This is a genomic window from Arthrobacter livingstonensis, from assembly GCF_003219815.1.
Lineage (GTDB): Bacteria > Actinomycetota > Actinomycetes > Actinomycetales > Micrococcaceae > Specibacter > Specibacter livingstonensis.
Genome location: NZ_QJVD01000009.1, coordinates 75,610 through 91,825, shown reverse-complemented (window position 1 = coordinate 91,825; position 16,216 = coordinate 75,610). Strand labels below are relative to the sequence as shown.

General features: G+C 65.4%; 12 protein-coding genes. 8 read left to right on the top strand and 4 right to left on the bottom strand.

What is annotated here, in order from left to right:
• Positions 1-3: 3 nt before the first annotated feature.
• The 5 genes from ruvB to CVV68_RS10095 all read left to right on the top strand — a co-directional run bounded on the left by ruvB (position 4) and on the right by CVV68_RS10095 (position 7,379).
• Positions 4-1,137 carry a Holliday junction branch migration DNA helicase RuvB gene (gene ruvB, locus CVV68_RS10115; RefSeq protein WP_245933458.1) on the top strand — a complete coding sequence of 378 codons (1,134 nt, stop codon included), beginning with the start codon at positions 4-6 and terminating at the stop codon, positions 1,135-1,137.
• 177 nt (positions 1,138-1,314) lie between these two features.
• Positions 1,315-1,764, top strand: a complete 450-nt coding sequence (locus CVV68_RS10110) for a preprotein translocase subunit YajC (protein ID WP_245933457.1) — start codon at positions 1,315-1,317, stop codon at positions 1,762-1,764.
• Between the two features lie 93 nt (positions 1,765-1,857).
• Entirely contained in the window at positions 1,858-3,627 is a 1,770-nt protein-coding gene (secD, locus tag CVV68_RS10105) for a protein translocase subunit SecD (protein ID WP_110500883.1), read from the top strand.
• Positions 3,627-4,619 (top strand): protein translocase subunit SecF, encoded by a 993-nt coding sequence (gene secF, locus CVV68_RS10100; RefSeq protein WP_110500882.1) that lies wholly within the window; start codon positions 3,627-3,629, stop codon positions 4,617-4,619. Before secD ends, secF begins: the two co-directional genes overlap by 1 nt.
• A gap of 504 nt (positions 4,620-5,123) precedes the next feature.
• Positions 5,124-7,379, top strand: coding sequence for a RelA/SpoT family protein (locus CVV68_RS10095; RefSeq protein ID WP_110500961.1), 2,256 nt, complete (start codon positions 5,124-5,126; stop codon positions 7,377-7,379).
• On the opposite strand, the gene CVV68_RS10090 is transcribed toward CVV68_RS10095, so the two are convergent.
• From CVV68_RS10090 to CVV68_RS10080, 3 genes are all read right to left on the bottom strand, one after another.
• Positions 7,376-7,951 (bottom strand): hypothetical protein, encoded by a 576-nt coding sequence (locus CVV68_RS10090; RefSeq protein WP_110500881.1) that lies wholly within the window; start codon positions 7,949-7,951, stop codon positions 7,376-7,378. The genes CVV68_RS10095 and CVV68_RS10090 overlap by 4 nt on opposite strands.
• Positions 7,952-8,042: 91 nt before the next feature.
• Positions 8,043-9,659 carry a DUF349 domain-containing protein gene (locus CVV68_RS10085; protein ID WP_110500880.1) on the bottom strand — a complete coding sequence of 539 codons (1,617 nt, stop codon included), beginning with the start codon at positions 9,657-9,659 and terminating at the stop codon, positions 8,043-8,045.
• 123 nt (positions 9,660-9,782) lie between these two features.
• Positions 9,783-10,583 carry a peptidylprolyl isomerase gene (locus tag CVV68_RS10080; RefSeq protein WP_110500879.1) on the bottom strand — a complete coding sequence of 267 codons (801 nt, stop codon included), beginning with the start codon at positions 10,581-10,583 and terminating at the stop codon, positions 9,783-9,785.
• Positions 10,584-10,833: 250 nt separating this feature from the next.
• Here CVV68_RS10080 and hisS point away from each other — a divergent pair, with 250 nt between their 5' ends.
• The 3 genes from hisS to CVV68_RS10065 all read left to right on the top strand — a co-directional run bounded on the left by hisS (position 10,834) and on the right by CVV68_RS10065 (position 15,245).
• Positions 10,834-12,180, top strand: a complete 1,347-nt coding sequence (hisS, locus tag CVV68_RS10075) for a histidine--tRNA ligase (RefSeq protein WP_110500878.1) — start codon at positions 10,834-10,836, stop codon at positions 12,178-12,180.
• 247 nt (positions 12,181-12,427) lie between these two features.
• Positions 12,428-14,203 carry an aspartate--tRNA ligase gene (gene aspS, locus CVV68_RS10070; RefSeq protein WP_211320786.1) on the top strand — a complete coding sequence of 592 codons (1,776 nt, stop codon included), beginning with the start codon at positions 12,428-12,430 and terminating at the stop codon, positions 14,201-14,203.
• Positions 14,204-14,438: 235 nt separating this feature from the next.
• Positions 14,439-15,245: a GNAT family N-acetyltransferase gene (locus CVV68_RS10065; RefSeq protein WP_110500876.1), complete on the top strand. Its 807-nt coding sequence runs from the start codon at positions 14,439-14,441 to the stop codon at positions 15,243-15,245.
• Between the two features lie 294 nt (positions 15,246-15,539).
• On the opposite strand, the gene CVV68_RS10060 is transcribed toward CVV68_RS10065, so the two are convergent.
• On the bottom strand, positions 15,540-16,184 hold the full coding sequence (locus CVV68_RS10060) for an acVLRF1 family peptidyl-tRNA hydrolase (RefSeq protein WP_245933456.1): 645 nt from the start codon (positions 16,182-16,184) through the stop codon (positions 15,540-15,542).
• Between the last annotated feature and the right edge of the window lie 32 nt (positions 16,185-16,216).

Genomic DNA, 16,216 nt, shown 5'->3' with positions numbered 1-16,216 from the left:
GCCATGGCTGAACTCAACGGCGACGGCCTGCTTCCGGGCCAGATCAGCATCGGTGCGGGCGCGGCCGGGCCCGCCGGCAGTGCCGTCTCCAGCGGTGACCCTGCCGCGGCCGCCGAGCCGGAGGAACGCGAGCTTGAGGCGGCGCTGCGTCCCAAGAACCTGGACGACTTTGTGGGCCAGGAACGGGTGCGCAAACAGCTCGCCCTGGTGCTGGCCGCATCCAAGATCCGCGGACGCAGCGCCGACCACGTCCTGATGTCCGGCCCGCCCGGGCTGGGCAAGACCACTCTGGCCATGATCATCGCGGCCGAGATGAACGCGCCGCTGCGCATCAGCTCCGGCCCGGCCATCCAGCACGCGGGCGACCTCGCCGCAATCCTGTCCTCGCTGTCCGAAGGCGAGGTGTTGTTCCTGGATGAGATCCACCGGATGTCCCGGCCGGCCGAGGAAATGCTGTACATGGCCATGGAGGACTTCCGCGTGGACATCATCGTCGGCAAGGGTGCCGGCGCCACGGCCATCCCGCTGGAACTGCCGCCCTTCACACTGGTGGGAGCGACCACCCGTGCCGGCCTGCTGCCCGGGCCGCTGCGGGATCGCTTTGGCTTTACCGGCCACCTGGAGTTTTACTCCGTGGCGGAGCTGGAACTTGTCCTGCGGCGTTCCGCCGGAATGCTCGATCTGAAGCTCACCAGTGCCGGCTTCGCTGAGATTGCGGGGCGCTCCCGCGGCACGCCGCGCATTGCCAACCGGCTGTTGCGGCGGGTGCGCGACTGGGCGCTGGTGCACGGCATTGAAACGATTGACGCCCGCACGGCGTCGGCGGCCCTGGACATGTATGAAGTGGATGCCAGGGGCTTGGACCGGCTGGACCGTTCCGTCCTGGAAGCGCTGGTCAGCAAATTCAACGGGGGCCCCGTGGGGCTTTCCACGCTCGCCATCGCCGTGGGCGAGGAACCTGAAACGGTGGAAACCGTGGCCGAGCCGTTCCTGCTGCGCGAGGGGCTGCTGGGCCGGACCCCGCGCGGGCGCATTGCCATGCCGGCCGCCTGGGAACACCTCGGCCTGAAGATGCCTGGCAACGCCGTGGCCGCAGCCATGCTGCCCTTCGACGAGGACGTCGTCGACGACGTCTAGGGGGGTTGTCCTGGAGCCTGGTTTTCCGCCACCCGCAGTCGGTGCCGGCATCAAGGGTGGGCAATTGACACCCGGCCTTCACCCCATACTCAGCTTTACCCCCTAGACTGGTATGACGTCCGGCACGTCCCATGCGTCCCTGGCACCACCTGGATTTCTATGAATGGAACTTTTGCAGTGACCCTCAGTAGCATTTTGGCCGCCGACCAGGCCGCTCCCGCCGGCGGATTTAATCCGATGAACCTCGTCCTGTTCGCCTTGTTTGCGCTGCTCATCATCATGATGATCCGCAAGCAGAGGAAGACCAAGGCCGCAGCCCAGGAAAAACAGTCAAAATTGTCTCCGGGCGTTGACATCATGACCAACTTTGGCCTGTTTGGCCACGTGAAGGCCGTTGACACCGAAAACAACAAGATTGAGCTCGAGATTTCCCCCGGCGTGGTGGTCACGGTACACAGCCAGACCGTCGCCAAGATCATCGACCCGGCAGACGCATCGCTGTCAGGGGACTCCGTCCCCGACGACGTCTCCTCCCTGACGCTGGGCCTGGAGAAGCGTGATGACTCCAAGGAGTCCGCCGAGGAAACCTTGGCGCGCTTGAACCAAGAAAACAATAAAGACAACTAGGCATATTCGGGGTTGGCGCTGCTGCAGCGGGCTTTACCTGCTGCGGCAGTTTTGCCATGTTCATTCACCCGTGACCAATAGAAGGATCCCTTGATGGCACGAACCGGCCCGACGTCGATAGCGCGCAGAACACTTCTGTGGCTGGCGGCGCTCATTATCGTTTGCATTATTGCTGTGAGTGGCGGCGTCCTCTCCGGTGCCGCGTCCTGGGCGCCCAAGCTTGGCTTGGACCTTGAGGGCGGAACCCAGATGATCCTGGAGCCCAAGGTAGAGGGCAACGGGAGCGTTTCCGCCGACCAGTTGAACCAGGCCGTGTCCATCATCCGCCAGCGCGTGGACGGTTCCGGCGTGTCAGAGTCGCAGATCTCCACCCAGAGTGGGAAGAACGTCGTTGTCCAAATGCCCGGCGCGCCCACCGATGAGCAGCGGGCCCTCATCACGGCCTCGGCCAACATGAACTTCCGCCCCGTGATCGTCTCCAGCGAGGCCGCAGCCGGTGCCGTGCCCGTGGCACAGCGCACCCCGGCCGACAAGCTGCCCAAGCCCACCGCCAAGCCCACCAACTTCAGCGACCCCAACTGGGTGGACGCCGCGGTCATGAAGGAGTATGAGGCCACCAGCTGCGTGGCACCAACGACGCCGCCGAACACCAGCGCAGACCCGGCGAAGCCGATGGTGGCCTGTGAGGCCGATTCCGGCTTCAAGTACATCCTGGGCCCAGTGGAAATTCCGGGCAACCTGATCCAGACAGCGTCGTATGGCCTGCAGACCGGTGCCCAGGGGGCGACGACAAACCAGTGGCAGGTTGCCCTGACGCTGAAGAAGCCGGAAGGTGCCGCGAAGTTCAAGGAAGTCACCCAGCGCCTGTACGCGAAGTATTTGGCCAACCAGAACGATCCCCAGGCACGCTTTGCGATCGTGCTGGATGGCAATGTGGTCTCGGCACCGGCCTCCCAGGCCGTGATCACCGACGGACAGTCCTCCATCACAGGTAACTTCACCGAGGACAGCGCCAAGGCCCTGGCGGATCAGCTGAAGTTTGGCGCCCTGCCCATCAGCTTCACCATCCAGTCCGATGAGCAAATCTCCGCGACCTTGGGTCTGCAGCAGCTTGAAATGGGCCTGCTCGCTGGCTTGATCGGCCTGGCCCTGGTGGTTATTTACTCGCTGTTCCAGTACCGCGCCCTCGGCTTGGTCACCATCTTTTCGCTGGTCATCGCCGGCGGCCTGACCTACCTGGCCATCATCCTGCTCGGCTGGTCGGAGAACTACCGGCTGTCCCTGGCGGGCGTCGCCGGCATCATTGTTTCCATCGGCCAAACCGCGGACTCCTTCATCGTGTACTTTGAACGCGTCAGGGACGAACTGCGCGACGGCCGCGGACTGGTGGCTGCCGTTGAAAACGGCTGGATGCGTGCCAAACGCACCATCCTGGCGTCCAAGGCGGTGAACATTCTCGCCTCGCTGGTGCTCTACTTCGTCTCCGTGGGCAACGTCAAGGGCTTCGCCTTCACGCTTGGCCTGACCGCTGTGGCCGACCTCATCGTGGTCTTCATGTTCACCCACCCCACGCTGCAGCTGCTGGCGCGCACGAAATTCTTCGGCGAAGGTCACCACTTCTCCGGGCTGGATCCCAAACAGCTTGGCGCCGTGCCGCTGTACCGCGGTGCCGGGCGGTTCCGTTCGCCCGAGGACACGCTCGCCGTGTCAAAGGGGAAGAACTCCAGGGCTGCTGGGGAGGCCGAACGCCGCCAGACCATTGCCGAACGGCGGCTGGCCGCCAAGGAAGCGGAGATGGTGGGCAGCCGGGGCGCCGGTGCCAAGAAGGCCGAGCCCAGTGACGACTTCAAGGAGAGCAAGTAATGAAGAGTTTCGCCACATTCGGCAACGAACTTTACACCGGCGAACGGAGCTATGAGTTTGTCGGCAAGCGCAAGATCTGGTTCAGCATCGCCGGTGTTGCCGTGCTGCTCTCCCTCCTGGTCCCGCTCCTGGGTGGAGGGTTCAACTTCGGCATCGAGTTCAGGGGCGGTTCCCAGTTCACCATCTCCAATGTTGCCAACACCAGCCCGTCCATCGGCGAGAAGGCAGTGTCCGAAGGCGCCCCCGGCACGGTAGCCGTGGTCACCAACATTGCCGGCAAGACCATGCAGGTGCAGACCGACCGTCTCTCCGATGATCAGACCAGCAAGGTCAAGAAGGCACTGACGACCGCTTATGGTGTGAGCAATGACCAAGTCACCTCCACGTTCGTCGGCCCGACCTGGGGTCAGGACGTCTCACGGCAGGCCATCATCGGCTTTATCGTGTTCGTGCTGCTTGCCACCCTCATGATGGCGCTGTATTTCCGCACCTGGCGAATGTCCGTAGCGGCGATCGTGGGCCTGCTGGTGGTCATGGTGGTCACCGCCGGAATTTATGCGGCGTCGGAGTTTGAGGTGACGCCGTCGGCCATCATTGGCTTCCTGACGATCTTGAGCTATTCGCTCTATGACACAGTGGTGGTGTTTGACAAGATCCGCGAAAATACCGCGGACATAAAAACCTCCACCCGGCGGACCTTTGGCGAAGAGGTCAACCTGGCCGTCAACCAGACGCTTGTCCGTTCCATCAACACCATGATGGTGGCCGTGCTGCCCGTGGGGTCCATCCTGTTCATCGGCGCCCTGCTGTTGGGCGCCGGCACCCTGCGCGACCTCTCACTGGCACTGTTCATCGGCATCATAGTGAGCACCTTCTCCACCATCTTCGTCGCAGCACCCATGTACGCATGGCTGCGTGGGAAGGAACCGGAACTGCTCAAGCAGGCCAAGAAGGTCAAGGCCCGCCGTGCGGCGGAAACCGTGGACGCCTAGGACCGCTTGGGCCCAGACGCCAGGCAGGGGCCGGCAGCAGCGCACATTGCGCCGCTGCCGGCCCCTGCCGTACTGGTCCAAGGTGCCGCTGTACCGGGATTACACTGGATAAATGCTGTGGGCCCCTTTACACGTCCGGCAGTGGCGGCATCGGGCCAGGGAAGACGAGGGAGGTCAGGCGAAGTGAGCGATCAATCACCCTCGCATGGAATTTTGGCCGGCGGTACCGGGGACAACACCGCTGCTGAGGTGGGAGCAGCGAAAGTGGACGGCAACGCCGGCAGCAGTCCCGCCGAAGGCAACGCCGGCAGCAGTCCCGCCGAAGGCAACGCCGGCAGCAGTCCCGCCGAAGGCAACGCCGGCAGCAGTCCCGCCGAAGGCAACGCCGGCAGCAGTCCCGCCGAAGGCAACGCCGGCAGCAGTCCCGCCGAAGGCAACGCCGGCAGCAGTCCCGCCGAAGGCAACGCCGGCAGGGCAGGGGACGGCACACACCGCGCGGCGGAGCTGCGGCCAACGTTCCCGGGCCGCCGGGAACGCACCAGGTCCCGGCTGGCCCGCCTGACCGGGTGGTCCACCGAAAGCTACGCGCCCATTCTGGAACCGCTGCTGCGCATTGTGCGGGCCAACAACCCCAAGGAAGACTTCGACCTCATCCAACGGGCCTTCGCGGTTGCCGAAAAATACCACGAGGGGCAAAAGCGCAAGAGCGGGGACCCCTACATTACCCATCCGGTGGCCGTCGCCACCATACTGGCTGAGCTGGGCATGGCCGGCCCCACCTTGGCCGCAGCCCTTCTCCACGACACCGTGGAAGACACTCCCTACACGCTCGATGAACTCCGGCACGACTTCAGCGATGAGATCGCCAAGCTCGTGGACGGCGTGACCAAGCTCGACAAGGTGGAGTTTGGGGACTCCGCCCAGGCCGAGACCGTCCGCAAGATGGTTATCGCCATGGCCCAGGACATCAGGGTGCTGGTGATCAAGCTGGCGGACCGGCTGCATAACGCACGCACCTGGCGGTTTGTCTCCGCTGAATCCTCCGGCCGGAAGGCACGGGAGACGCTGGACATCTTTGCCCCGCTCGCCCACAGGCTGGGCATGAACACCATCAAGTGGGAGCTGGAAGACCTCTCCTTTGCCGCCCTGTACCCGAAGGTGTACGAAGAGCTGGTGCGCATGGTCCAGGACCGGACCCCGGAGCGGGAAAAGCAGCTGACGGTCATCCGCCGCCAAATCAACGAGGACCTCAAGGCCGCCAAGATCAAGGCCGAAATCACCGGCAGGCCCAAGCACTACTACTCGGTGTACCAAAAGATGGTGGTCCGGGCCAAGGACTTTGACGACATCAATGACCTGATGGGCGTGCGTGTGCTCGTGGACACGGTCCGTGACTGTTACGCGGCGCTGGGCACCATCCATGCGCGCTGGAACCCGCTGCCCGGCCGGTTCAAGGACTACATCGCCATGCCGAAGTTCAACATGTACCAGTCGCTGCACACCACGGTGATCGGACCGGGCGGAAAGCCGGTGGAAATACAGATCCGCACCCACGAGATGCACCAGCGCGCCGAATACGGCGTGGCCGCACACTGGAAGTACAAGACCGGCAGCAAGAGTCCCGTGTCCGGCCAGGAAGAGATGAACTGGCTGCGCACCCTTGTGGACTGGCAGCAGGAAACGTCGGATCCCAACGAATTTTTGGATTCCCTGCGCTACGAGATGAACGCGCGCGAGGTGTTCGTCTACACGCCCAAGGGCCAGGTCATCGCGCTGCCATCCGGCTCCACCCCGGTGGACTTTGCCTATGCCGTCCACACGGAGGTGGGGCACCGCACCATTGGCGCCCGTGTCAACGGCAAGCTGGTGCCGCTCAACAGCGAGCTTGAACACGGCGACACCGTGGAAATCTTCACGTCCAAGGCTGAAGGGGCCGGTCCCAGCCAGGACTGGCAGAACTTCGTCAAGAGCGCCCGCGCCCGGAACAAGATCCGCCAGTGGTTCAGCAAGGAACGCCGCGAAGAGTCCATTGAAAAGGGCAAGGACCTGCTCACCAAGGCGATGCGCAAGCAAAACCTGCCGCTGCAAAAGATGATGACCCATGACGCGCTCCTGGCGGTCACGCAGCACTTTCGCTATGTGGACATTGCCGGGTTGTATGCGGCCGTCGGGGACGGGCACACCTCCGCCCAGTCCGTGGTGGAGCGCCTGGTGGACGTACTGGGCGTCAATGATGACATTGAGGACGCCGCACCGCCCGTGGCCACGCACGTCTCCAACGCCCGCTCGAGGGTGTCGGATTCCGGCGTCATTGTGCACGGCGTGGGTGAAGTGCTGGTCAAGCTGGCCCGCTGCTGCACACCCGTCCCGCCCGACCCGATTGCCGGGTACGTCACCAAGGGCTCGGGTGTTTCCGTGCACCGCGAGGACTGCCCCAACCTGCTGCACCTGAAGAATGAGCCGGACAAGCTGGTGGACGTTGAATGGGCCCCCACCCAGTCCGGCGTGTTCCTGGTGGAGATCCAGGTGGAGGCACTTGACCGCAAGAGCCTGCTTTCGGACGTCACGCGCGTGCTGTCCGAAAGCCATGTCAACATCCTGGCTGCCAGCGTCAACACCTCGCGGGACCGCGTTGCCCTGTCAAAGTTTGCCTTTGAAATGGGCGATCCGAAGTACCTGCACCATGTGCTGAACGCCGTTCGCCGGATCGACGGCGTGTTCGACGTCTACCGGGTCTCGGGCTCGCAGCGCCGGAATTAGCGCTCGAGCAGGGATCGGACCAGCGCCTGCGCCCGCCGCTTCCCGGGGACATGCCGCACCAGGGAGATGGCCGCACTGATGCGCCCCAGGGGGCAGTTCAGCCCGGCAGTTCCTGCCAGTGCCAGCAACACCGGCACGGCCACGTCCACGGTCTCGTTCGTGGCGACGTCCACTGCCGTGCGCAGCGCACAGGTGACCTGGGCGCCGCCCAGCCGATCGACGTCGTATTTGTCCAGCCGGACTTCATGGAGGACGCATCCGCTATGTGGCGGTAGTGTGCTGGTTCGATGCTCTCTCGGGATCAGCAGGCAGATGACTGGGGGCGGGGGAGCGCAGCCATAAATCCAGGCCGCCGCGCTGCGGCCCAACACGGCACGCTCCGCGAGCCCCGCTGGAACCTGGACGGCCAGGGCAGCCGCGCGGAGGGCAGGGGTCTCCGGTTCCGCGATGGAGCGGAACGCCTGGCCGTATACGTGGGCGAGCACGCCGTCCTGCCGCATGGCACATAGCTCGGCAAGGGTGAATTGGCCACCCGGGGCCAGGATGCCGGCGGGCTCAAGGGAAATACTCATACGCCCAGCGTGCACCTTCGTCGCGGGCAGCAAAAAGGCCTTCGGGCCGGATTGTGGACAACCCGGCCCGAAGGCCCTGTAAAACGTGTGGTCAGCTAAAGTCCTCGGCTGCCTTCTGGATTTGTTCGAGCCACAGTTCCCGTGCCTCGAGTGCCTCAGTGGCCTTGGCAACCTTGCGGGCGTCCCCGGCCTTCTTCGCAGAGGCGAGATCTTCCCTCAGGCCCGCAATGGTGGCCTCGAGCTGGGTCAGGGCGCTGCTGGTGCGGGCCTTGGCCTCGGGATCGCTGCGGCGCCAGTTGTCCTCGTCGGCGGACCGGACCGCGTCCTCCACCTTGCGCAGGGCTGCCTCCACACGCTGCATGTCTGCCCGTGGAACCTTGCCTGCCTCTTCCCAACGGTCCCGGACGGACTGCAGGGATTTCTTGGCGATAGCCAGGTCCTTGACGGGAAGCAGAGCCTGGGCCTCGGTGATAAGGGCTTCCTTGACCACCAGGTTGGCGCCGAATTCCTCGTCGATGGCCTCGTTGGCAGACTGGCGGGCCTTGAAGAATTTGTCCTGTGCGGCACGGAACCGGTTCCAGAGCGCGTCGTCATCCTTGCGGCTGGCGCGCGGCGACGCCTTCCACTCGTCCATCAAGCGGCGGTACTCGCCGGCGGCGTAGCCCCATTCCGTGGAGGAGGAAAGTTCCTCCGCCGCGGCAATCAATGCTTCCTTCGCGGACTTGGCGGCGGCATTGTTGTTGTCGAGCTGGGAGAAGTAGGCGCGTCGGTGGCGGTCAAAGACGGTGCGGGCGCTACGGAACCGCTTCCACAGTCCCTCCTCGGTGGCACGGCCAAGACGCATGCCGGTCTTTTGTGCCTGCTTCCACGTCTCAAAGAGTTCGTTCATGCGGGCGCTGCTGACCTTCCACATGACGCTGGTGGGGTCCTCGCCGGCAATCGCCTCGGCCTCGGCCACAATGGCTTCGCGGGCGGCAAGTTCCGTGCCGCGGGCTGCTTCATGGGCTGCGCGTTCGTGCGTCTGAAGGGAGCTGATGGCTTCCTCCAGGCCCGCCAGTCGGGCAAGTTCGCCGTTGACATTGCCAACTGAGGTACGCTCACCGAGCAGCGCACGGAGGTGGTTGACCGTCTTGACCATGTCTGTCGTGGGGGCCTTCGCCTCCACTCGCTGCTCAAGCAAGGTGACCTGGGCGGTGATCTCCTCGAACTTGCGGGCAAAGTAGGCCAGGGCCTCGTCCTTGCTGGTTCCGGGGTACTGGCCCACAGGGAACTCTTGGCCATCCAGCTTCAGGAATACACGGCCGTCGTCCTCGGCACGGCCAAACTTGGCCGCCTCCTCCAAGTTGACGGCTGCGGCGGCAGGTGCCGGCGCGGGAACCGGTGCGGCGGCGGGCGCGGCGGGGGCCTTGGGCCTGGCTGCAAAGGCTGCCGGAGACGGAGCTGACGGGGCGGGCGCGGGTGTTGCTGCGGGCTCGGCTGGTGCTTCGGGCGCGGCGTCGGCTGCGGGCTCGGCTGGTGCTTCGGGCGCGGCGTCGGCTGCGGGCTCGGCTGGCGCTTGCGGCGCCGTGCCTTCCGTATCTTCGGCAGGGGCCGGTGCGGTTTCAGGGGCCGTCTCATTCACAGGGACCGGCCCGGTCACGGGAGCCTGGGCGTCTGCCGGCTCAGTGGCCATGGACGTTGATTCGTCGGATTGTTGACTGTGTGTCACCGCTAAAAGTCTTTCGCTGGAGGGAAATCTGGCAGGTCTAATACGCAAATCGATGTGGCCGGGATCGAAGGTGCTGTGCTTCGGTGGGCGCGGTGGCGCCCGTCGAATGTGTGGCCGTCGCATTTACTTCAGCGTAAGCGAGTCTATCGTCACCTTGGTCTTGGGTGCACCGTCGGCGGCTCCGGCGGCCCCCGGGGTGATGCCCCCGGCAGCTATCTTGGTCACGACGTCCAGGCCGCTGGTGACCTTGCCGACCAGGGTGTAGCCGCCAGCGGTCTGCGGCAGGGTGGTGTCCCTGTAGGTGATGAAAAACTGGGTGCCGTTGCTGTAGGTGCTGCTGCCACGGGCCACCGCGATGCTGCCCGCGGGGTAGACGCCGCTGGTGGGTGAGTTTTCCACCGGGCCCCACTGATAACTCGGGTCGCCGTTGCCGTCACCCTTGAGCGAACCGCACTGCAACAGTGCAAAGTCGGTGGAATCCGTCAGGCGGTGGCAGTTCTTGCCAGCAAAGAACTTGCTGTCCGCCAGCGACTTGAACACCGCGGTGGCCTGCGGGGCCTTGGCGCCGTCAAACTCCACGCCCATCGGCTGGCCATTGAGCACCAAGGAACCGGAAAACGTCTTGCCTTGGGCGGTCGCTGCCTTCGGGACCGTCGGGCTGTTGGTTTCCACGGCTGCGCTGGCGGTGGGGGACGCGGACGGGGCGGCGCTCGGAGCGTCCGTGGCAGCGGCGTCGTTCTTGGGACCGGCGAACACCGTCAGCGCAAGGACCACAGCCACGGCGAGGGCAACGGCCATCGCAGCGATGGCAACGATGTTATCCCGCTTGCGGTGTGCCAGCTGTTCCTGGTGCATCTGCCGGTTGGCCGCCATCCGCGCGATGCGCGTCTTGGCTTCCCGGGCGTCCTTCTTGCTGTTAGCCAACGGTGGTTCTCCATGGATTCGTCGATGGGCCCGGGACCGCGCAACAGTCAAGCTGCACGGAACTGGTTGGGGAGGCCCGCCAAATCCTTATAAAATGGCAGCCGGATGTCAGTTTACCCACGTATTTGCCTTGCAGATGCGTAACACGGTGGCTGGATTTGCACGCGATCACTTTGTTACGTGGACTGTGGATGGCCCCGTTTGTCCGGGGCCGGCCCGTTTCACCCAAGTTGCTAGGAGAGTCCCACCCATGGCACGCAACGCCTCCCTGTCAGGTTTCCCCGAGTGGCTGCCACAGGAGCGGCTGGTCGAGCAGCATGTGCTGGACACGCTTCGTCGCACCTTTGAACTGCACGGCTTTGGCTCGGTGGAGACCCGGGCCGTGGAGACCGTGGGGCAGCTGCTGCGCAAGGGTGAGATCGACAAGGAGGTCTACGCGCTCTCACGCCTGCAGGACGACGACGGCAATGCCGCGACGGGAGCCAGGGAAGACCCCAACCAGCTGGCGCTGCATTTTGACCTGACGGTGCCGTTTGCCCGCTACGTGGTGGAAAACGCCGGCTACCTTTCCTTTCCGTTCCGCCGCTACCAGATCCAAAAAGTGTGGCGCGGCGAGCGTCCCCAGGAGGGCCGTGCGCGCGAGTTCACCCAGGCGGACATCGACGTGGTGGGCGACGGTGTGCTGCCGTTCCGCTACGACGTCGAACTGGCCCTCGTTATTGCCGAGGCCCTGTCCGCCCTGCCCATCCCGGCCTTCAAGCTGCGCATCAACAACCGCAAGCTGGCCGAAGGATTTTACCGCGGCATCGGACTGGCGGATACGGCCGGGGTGCTGCGCAGCATCGACAAGCTGGAGAAGATTGGCGCCGAAGCGGTGGCCGGGTTGCTCACAAGCGAGCTGGGCGCCACGGCTGAACAAGCTGCCCAAGCCTTGGCCCTGGCCTCAATCCGCACCGAAGACACTTCCTTTGTGGCCAAGGTGCGCGCCCTGGGCGTCACCAATGAACTGATGGAAGAGGGCCTGAATGAACTGGAGCAGGTCATCGCCGCAGCGGTGACGAGCGCGCCCGGTTCCGTTGTCGCGGACCTTTCCATTGCCCGCGGCCTGGACTACTACACCGGTACCGTCTATGAGACGGTGCTGGTGGGCCACGAGGCCCTGGGTTCCATTTGTTCAGGCGGACGCTACGACGCCCTGGCATCCAAGGGCAGCCGCAAGTTCCCCGGCGTCGGGCTGTCCATTGGCGTCACGCGCCTGGTGTCCCGCATCCTCAGTCAGGAATTTGCCAAGTCCTCCCGCAGCGTTCCCACGGCTGTGTTGGTCGCCCTGGCCGACGAGGACAGCTGGACCGCAGCCCAGGAAGTGGCCGCGTCGCTGCGTGCCCGCGGGATCTCCACGGAAGTTGCCGCCAAGGCGGACAAATTCGGCAAGCAGATAAAGTATGCGGACAAGCGGGGCATCCCGTACGTCTGGTTTACCGACGGCGACGGCGCCCACCAGGTCAAGGACATCCGCTCCGGCGAACAGCTGGCGGCAGACCCGGGCACCTGGATGCCGCCGGCAGAAGACCTCAAGCCGCAGATCGTCACCGCGTAACCGTCCTGCTGCGGCGGGTCCGGCGCTCTCGCGAGGTGGGGGCTGGTGCCCGCGCGCGCCGCACACGACTCCGTCGAAGCGGACGCTGCGGCGCCCACCACACCGCCAGCCCCCACCGTCGCTACGCGCCGGGCCGCCGCCGGGGTCGCGACGCGACCACCCGCTCTTCGATTCCCCGGTAAACTCGAGCGAAGACAAACTTATGGCCCGGTCGCACGGGCCGGAGATCACAATTGAAAGGAATGCTGTGCTGCGCACACATGACCTGGGCTCCCTGCGGGCTGAGCACATTGGACAGACTGTTACCCTCTCGGGGTGGGTTGCCCGCCGTCGTGACCATGGTGGTGTGGCGTTCCTTGACTTGCGTGACGAGTCGGGCGTGTCGCAGATTGTGGTCCGCGAGGAAGAGGTGTTCCACTCGCTGCGCAACGAATACGTGCTGCAAATCACCGGTTCGGTCTCACGGCGTCCCGAGGGCAACGAAAACCCAGGTCTCGCCACGGGTGAGATCGAGGTCGTGGCCGATGACGTCGTCGTACTCAATGAGGCCGCCCCGCTGCCGTTCCAGATCGACGAACACGTGGAGGTCGGCGAGGAAGCACGCCTGAAGCACCGCTATCTGGACCTGCGCCGTCCGGGCATGCAGCACAACCTGCGACTGCGCTCGGAGGCAAACCGCGTGGCCCGCGAGCTCCTGCATGAGCAGGGCTATGTGGAGATCGAGACCCCGACCCTGACGCGTTCGACGCCGGAGGGCGCCCGTGACTTCCTGGTGCCGGCCCGCCTGGCACCCGGATCCTGGTACGCACTGCCCCAGTCCCCGCAGCTGTTCAAGCAGCTCCTGCAGGTGGGCGGCTTTGAAAAGTATTACCAGATCGCCCGCTGCTACCGCGACGAGGACTTCCGCGCCGACCGCCAGCCCGAGTTCACGCAGCTGGACATCGAAGCGTCGTTTGTGGACCAGGACGACATCATTGCCCTCGGCGAAAAGGTTGTCACGGCGCTGTGGAAGCTGATCGACGTCGAGATCCCGACGCCCATTCAGCGCATGACGTACCGCGACGCCATGGCCCGCTACGGCTCGGACAAGCCTGACCTGCGCTTTGGCCTGGAACTGACGGAGATGACCGGGTTCTTCAAGGACACGGGCTTTGGCGTGTTCAAGGCCCCATACGTGGGCGCGGTTGTCATGCCCGGCGGGGCCGCACAGCCGCGCCGCCAGCTGGACGCCTGGCAGGAATGGGCCAAGCAGCGCGGTGCCCGGGGCCTGGCCTACGTCCTGCTCAAGGAGGACGGCGAGCTGGCCGGCCCGGTTGCCAAGAACCTTTCCGACACCGAACGGGCCGCCCTGGCCGGGGCCGTCGGCGCCAAGCCCGGCGACTGCATCTTCTTCGCCGCCGGTGAAGTCAACCCCTCGCGCGCCCTGCTCGGGGCAGCGCGCGTGGAGATCGGCCACCGCACCGGCCTGATCAACCCGGCCGACTGGGCCTTTGTGTGGATTGTTGACGCACCCATGTTCGAGCGCACGGCTGACGCCGTGGCCTCCGGCGACGTGGCAGTGGGCAGCGGCCAGTGGACCGCCGTGCACCACGCGTTCACCTCGCCCAAGCCCGAGTTCATGGACACCTTTGACAAGGACCCGGAGAGCGCGCTGTCTTACGCCTACGACATCGTCTGCAACGGCAACGAGATTGGTGGCGGCTCCATCCGCATCCACCAGCGCGACGTGCAGGAACGCGTGTTTGAGCTCATGGGCCTGGACAACGAGGCCGCGCAGACCAAGTTCGGCTTCCTGCTCGAGGGCTTCAAGTTCGGAGCGCCGCCGCACGGCGGAATCGCCATTGGATGGGACCGCGCAGTGTCCCTGCTGGCCGGCGTGGACTCCATCCGCGACGTCATCGCCTTCCCGAAGTCCGGCGGCGGCTACGACCCCCTGACCCAAGCCCCTGCCGCCATTACGGCGCAGCAGCGCAAGGAAGCGGGCGTCGACTTCAAGCCGGAAGCCAAGCCCGACGCGAAGTAGCCACCGGAAATAACAGTGAAGGCCGGTCTCCCTCTGGGAGGCCGGCCTTCACGCTGCCTACCGGCCTTCGACGGTGAGCCCTTCGGACAGGTAGGCCCGCCCGGAGACTGCCCGGACGACGTCGGACCTGGCGCCCGCCGCCGTCACCGCGCCCTCGGGCGGCGAAGTCGGTGATCCGTGGGCTGCCGCGGTCGCTTCGGCGGCAGGCTCGTTACAACTTGTTTACGATGGAGAAATGACCCAGATCGCGCAGCTGCCAGAGGCGCTCGACCAACTTGAAAACTTGATGGACCGGGCATGGCTGGCCTCTGAGCGGGAGATCCTTGATGGCTGGATCCTGCGGTCCGCAGGATCCGTAACACAGCGGGCCAATTCCGTGTGGCCGGCCGCGGCGCCGGCGGACCTTGACGCGGCCCTGCGGTCCGCCGCGGCTTGGTATGCCGCCAAACGCCAGCCGGTCATTTTCCAGTTGACCGCCCGGCCCGAAAACCATGAATTGGGCAGGCTCCTGGACAGGCATGGCTATTCGCGGCGGTCAGAGACGCTCATCATGACGGCACGCGGTGCTGCAGCTGGATGGCGAGGTGCAGACGCGTCCGGGCCGACGGCTGGGGTGGATGTGATTCTGGAGGATGCGCCGTCGCCGGAATGGCTGGATCTCTGGTGGCGCGTGGACGGCAGGGGAGGCGCGGCCGAGCGCCACATTGCGTGGTCAATTGTCACCGGCACGCCCTCCATCTATGCCACCGCATTGGACGGCCACGGAGCCGTTATTGGCACCGGCAGGCTGACGGTCCTGGACGGATGCGGCGGCATCTACTGCATGGCCGTGCACCCGGAATTCCGGCGGCAGGGCGTTGCAACGGCCATTCTTGACGTGCTGCGCGACGCCGGCCGGGAGGCGGGCGCCGCCAACTTTTGGCTTGTGGCCACTGAAGCCAACGCCGGGGGCCGGGCCCTGTATAAACGTGCCGGGTTTGCCGAGTCGGCCCGCTACCACTACCGCCAGGCCCCGCTGTACCGGGCGCCCAACGTCTGCTGACGCATGGTTGCGGTGGTATCAGCTGCGGTATCCACCAAGTGGGTGCACATGGCGATGCCGTAATTCTTCGAATCACTGGCGAATTCCCGGGCCCTGGGTATGGGTGCTTTCACCTGGCTTGAGCCCCTCCTGCGGGTCACGGGGGCTGTGCCTGTGTTGCAGTGTCACATATTCACTTCACCGACGCCGCTGGGACCGTTCGACTCCTTGAAAAGACAGCACCTGCGGGTCACGGCCATGATGACCCGCAGGTGCTGTCTTTTCAATCCCTGCCGGACCGGCTGGTTCGGCGTCTCAGGGTGCGTCGGTGACCTGGATGCGAACGGCGCAAAAATCGGCCGCAGCCCGGGTCAGCACGGCCATATTGGGATCCGCCACGGCCAAGGGCGCAAGCCGGGGCCGTGCAGCGTAGGGACGGAGCACTGGTTCAGCCAGGACGTCCTCCACCAGGGCCTTGTCCCCGCCGGTGGCCAGGTATTCGAAACCGTGTCCGGCGAAGATCCGCGCAGCCTCTTCCGACGACTTCACCACCAGGGCGTCTGCCTGCTTGCCGCGCCGCCGGGCAAAGCGGTGCTGCGACTGCCCGCCGGCCGCCGTCCGCGACTGGATGTACTTGGTGCCGCACTTGTGCGCCAGAAGCCGGCCGCCGACAGCGACCCCCACGGCATACCCGCCCCGTCGCACCAGCACCACGCCGGTGGAGCGTTCCTGCGAGGCGAGGGACGCCAGCCGCCCCAGCAGGTCGGAGCCGCGCCCGGGGCGGCCGTCGTCGGGCCACGGAGGCGAGAGGAGAGCCACGGCACCGTCGAGCATGCGCAACGCAACGCCGTCGTCCGTGTCTGCCTGCGAAGCCAGGCCCCCGTGCGCGTCCGAAAAACGCTCCAGCCAGCCGGGCAGGCGGGCGGCGGGGACAAAGGCGGTGCGCGTTGGGGGTCTCACGCCTGCCACGATACCCGGCAAGCGTCCACCGC

Bases quoted from the DNA above. Each gene is read 5' to 3' on its own strand.
- ruvB (WP_245933458.1), top strand. From the start codon at position 4: ATGGCTGAACTCAACGGCGACGGCCTGCTTCCGGGCCAGATCAGCATC.
- hisS (WP_110500878.1), top strand. From the start codon at position 10,834: ATGGCACGCAACGCCTCCCTGTCAGGTTTCCCCGAGTGGCTGCCACAG.
- secD (WP_110500883.1), top strand. From the start codon at position 1,858: ATGGCACGAACCGGCCCGACGTCGATAGCGCGCAGAACACTTCTGTGG.
- CVV68_RS10065 (WP_110500876.1), top strand. From the start codon at position 14,439: ATGACCCAGATCGCGCAGCTGCCAGAGGCGCTCGACCAACTTGAAAAC.
- CVV68_RS10090 (WP_110500881.1), bottom strand. From the start codon at position 7,951: ATGAGTATTTCCCTTGAGCCCGCCGGCATCCTGGCCCCGGGTGGCCAA.
- secF (WP_110500882.1), top strand. From the start codon at position 3,627: ATGAAGAGTTTCGCCACATTCGGCAACGAACTTTACACCGGCGAACGG.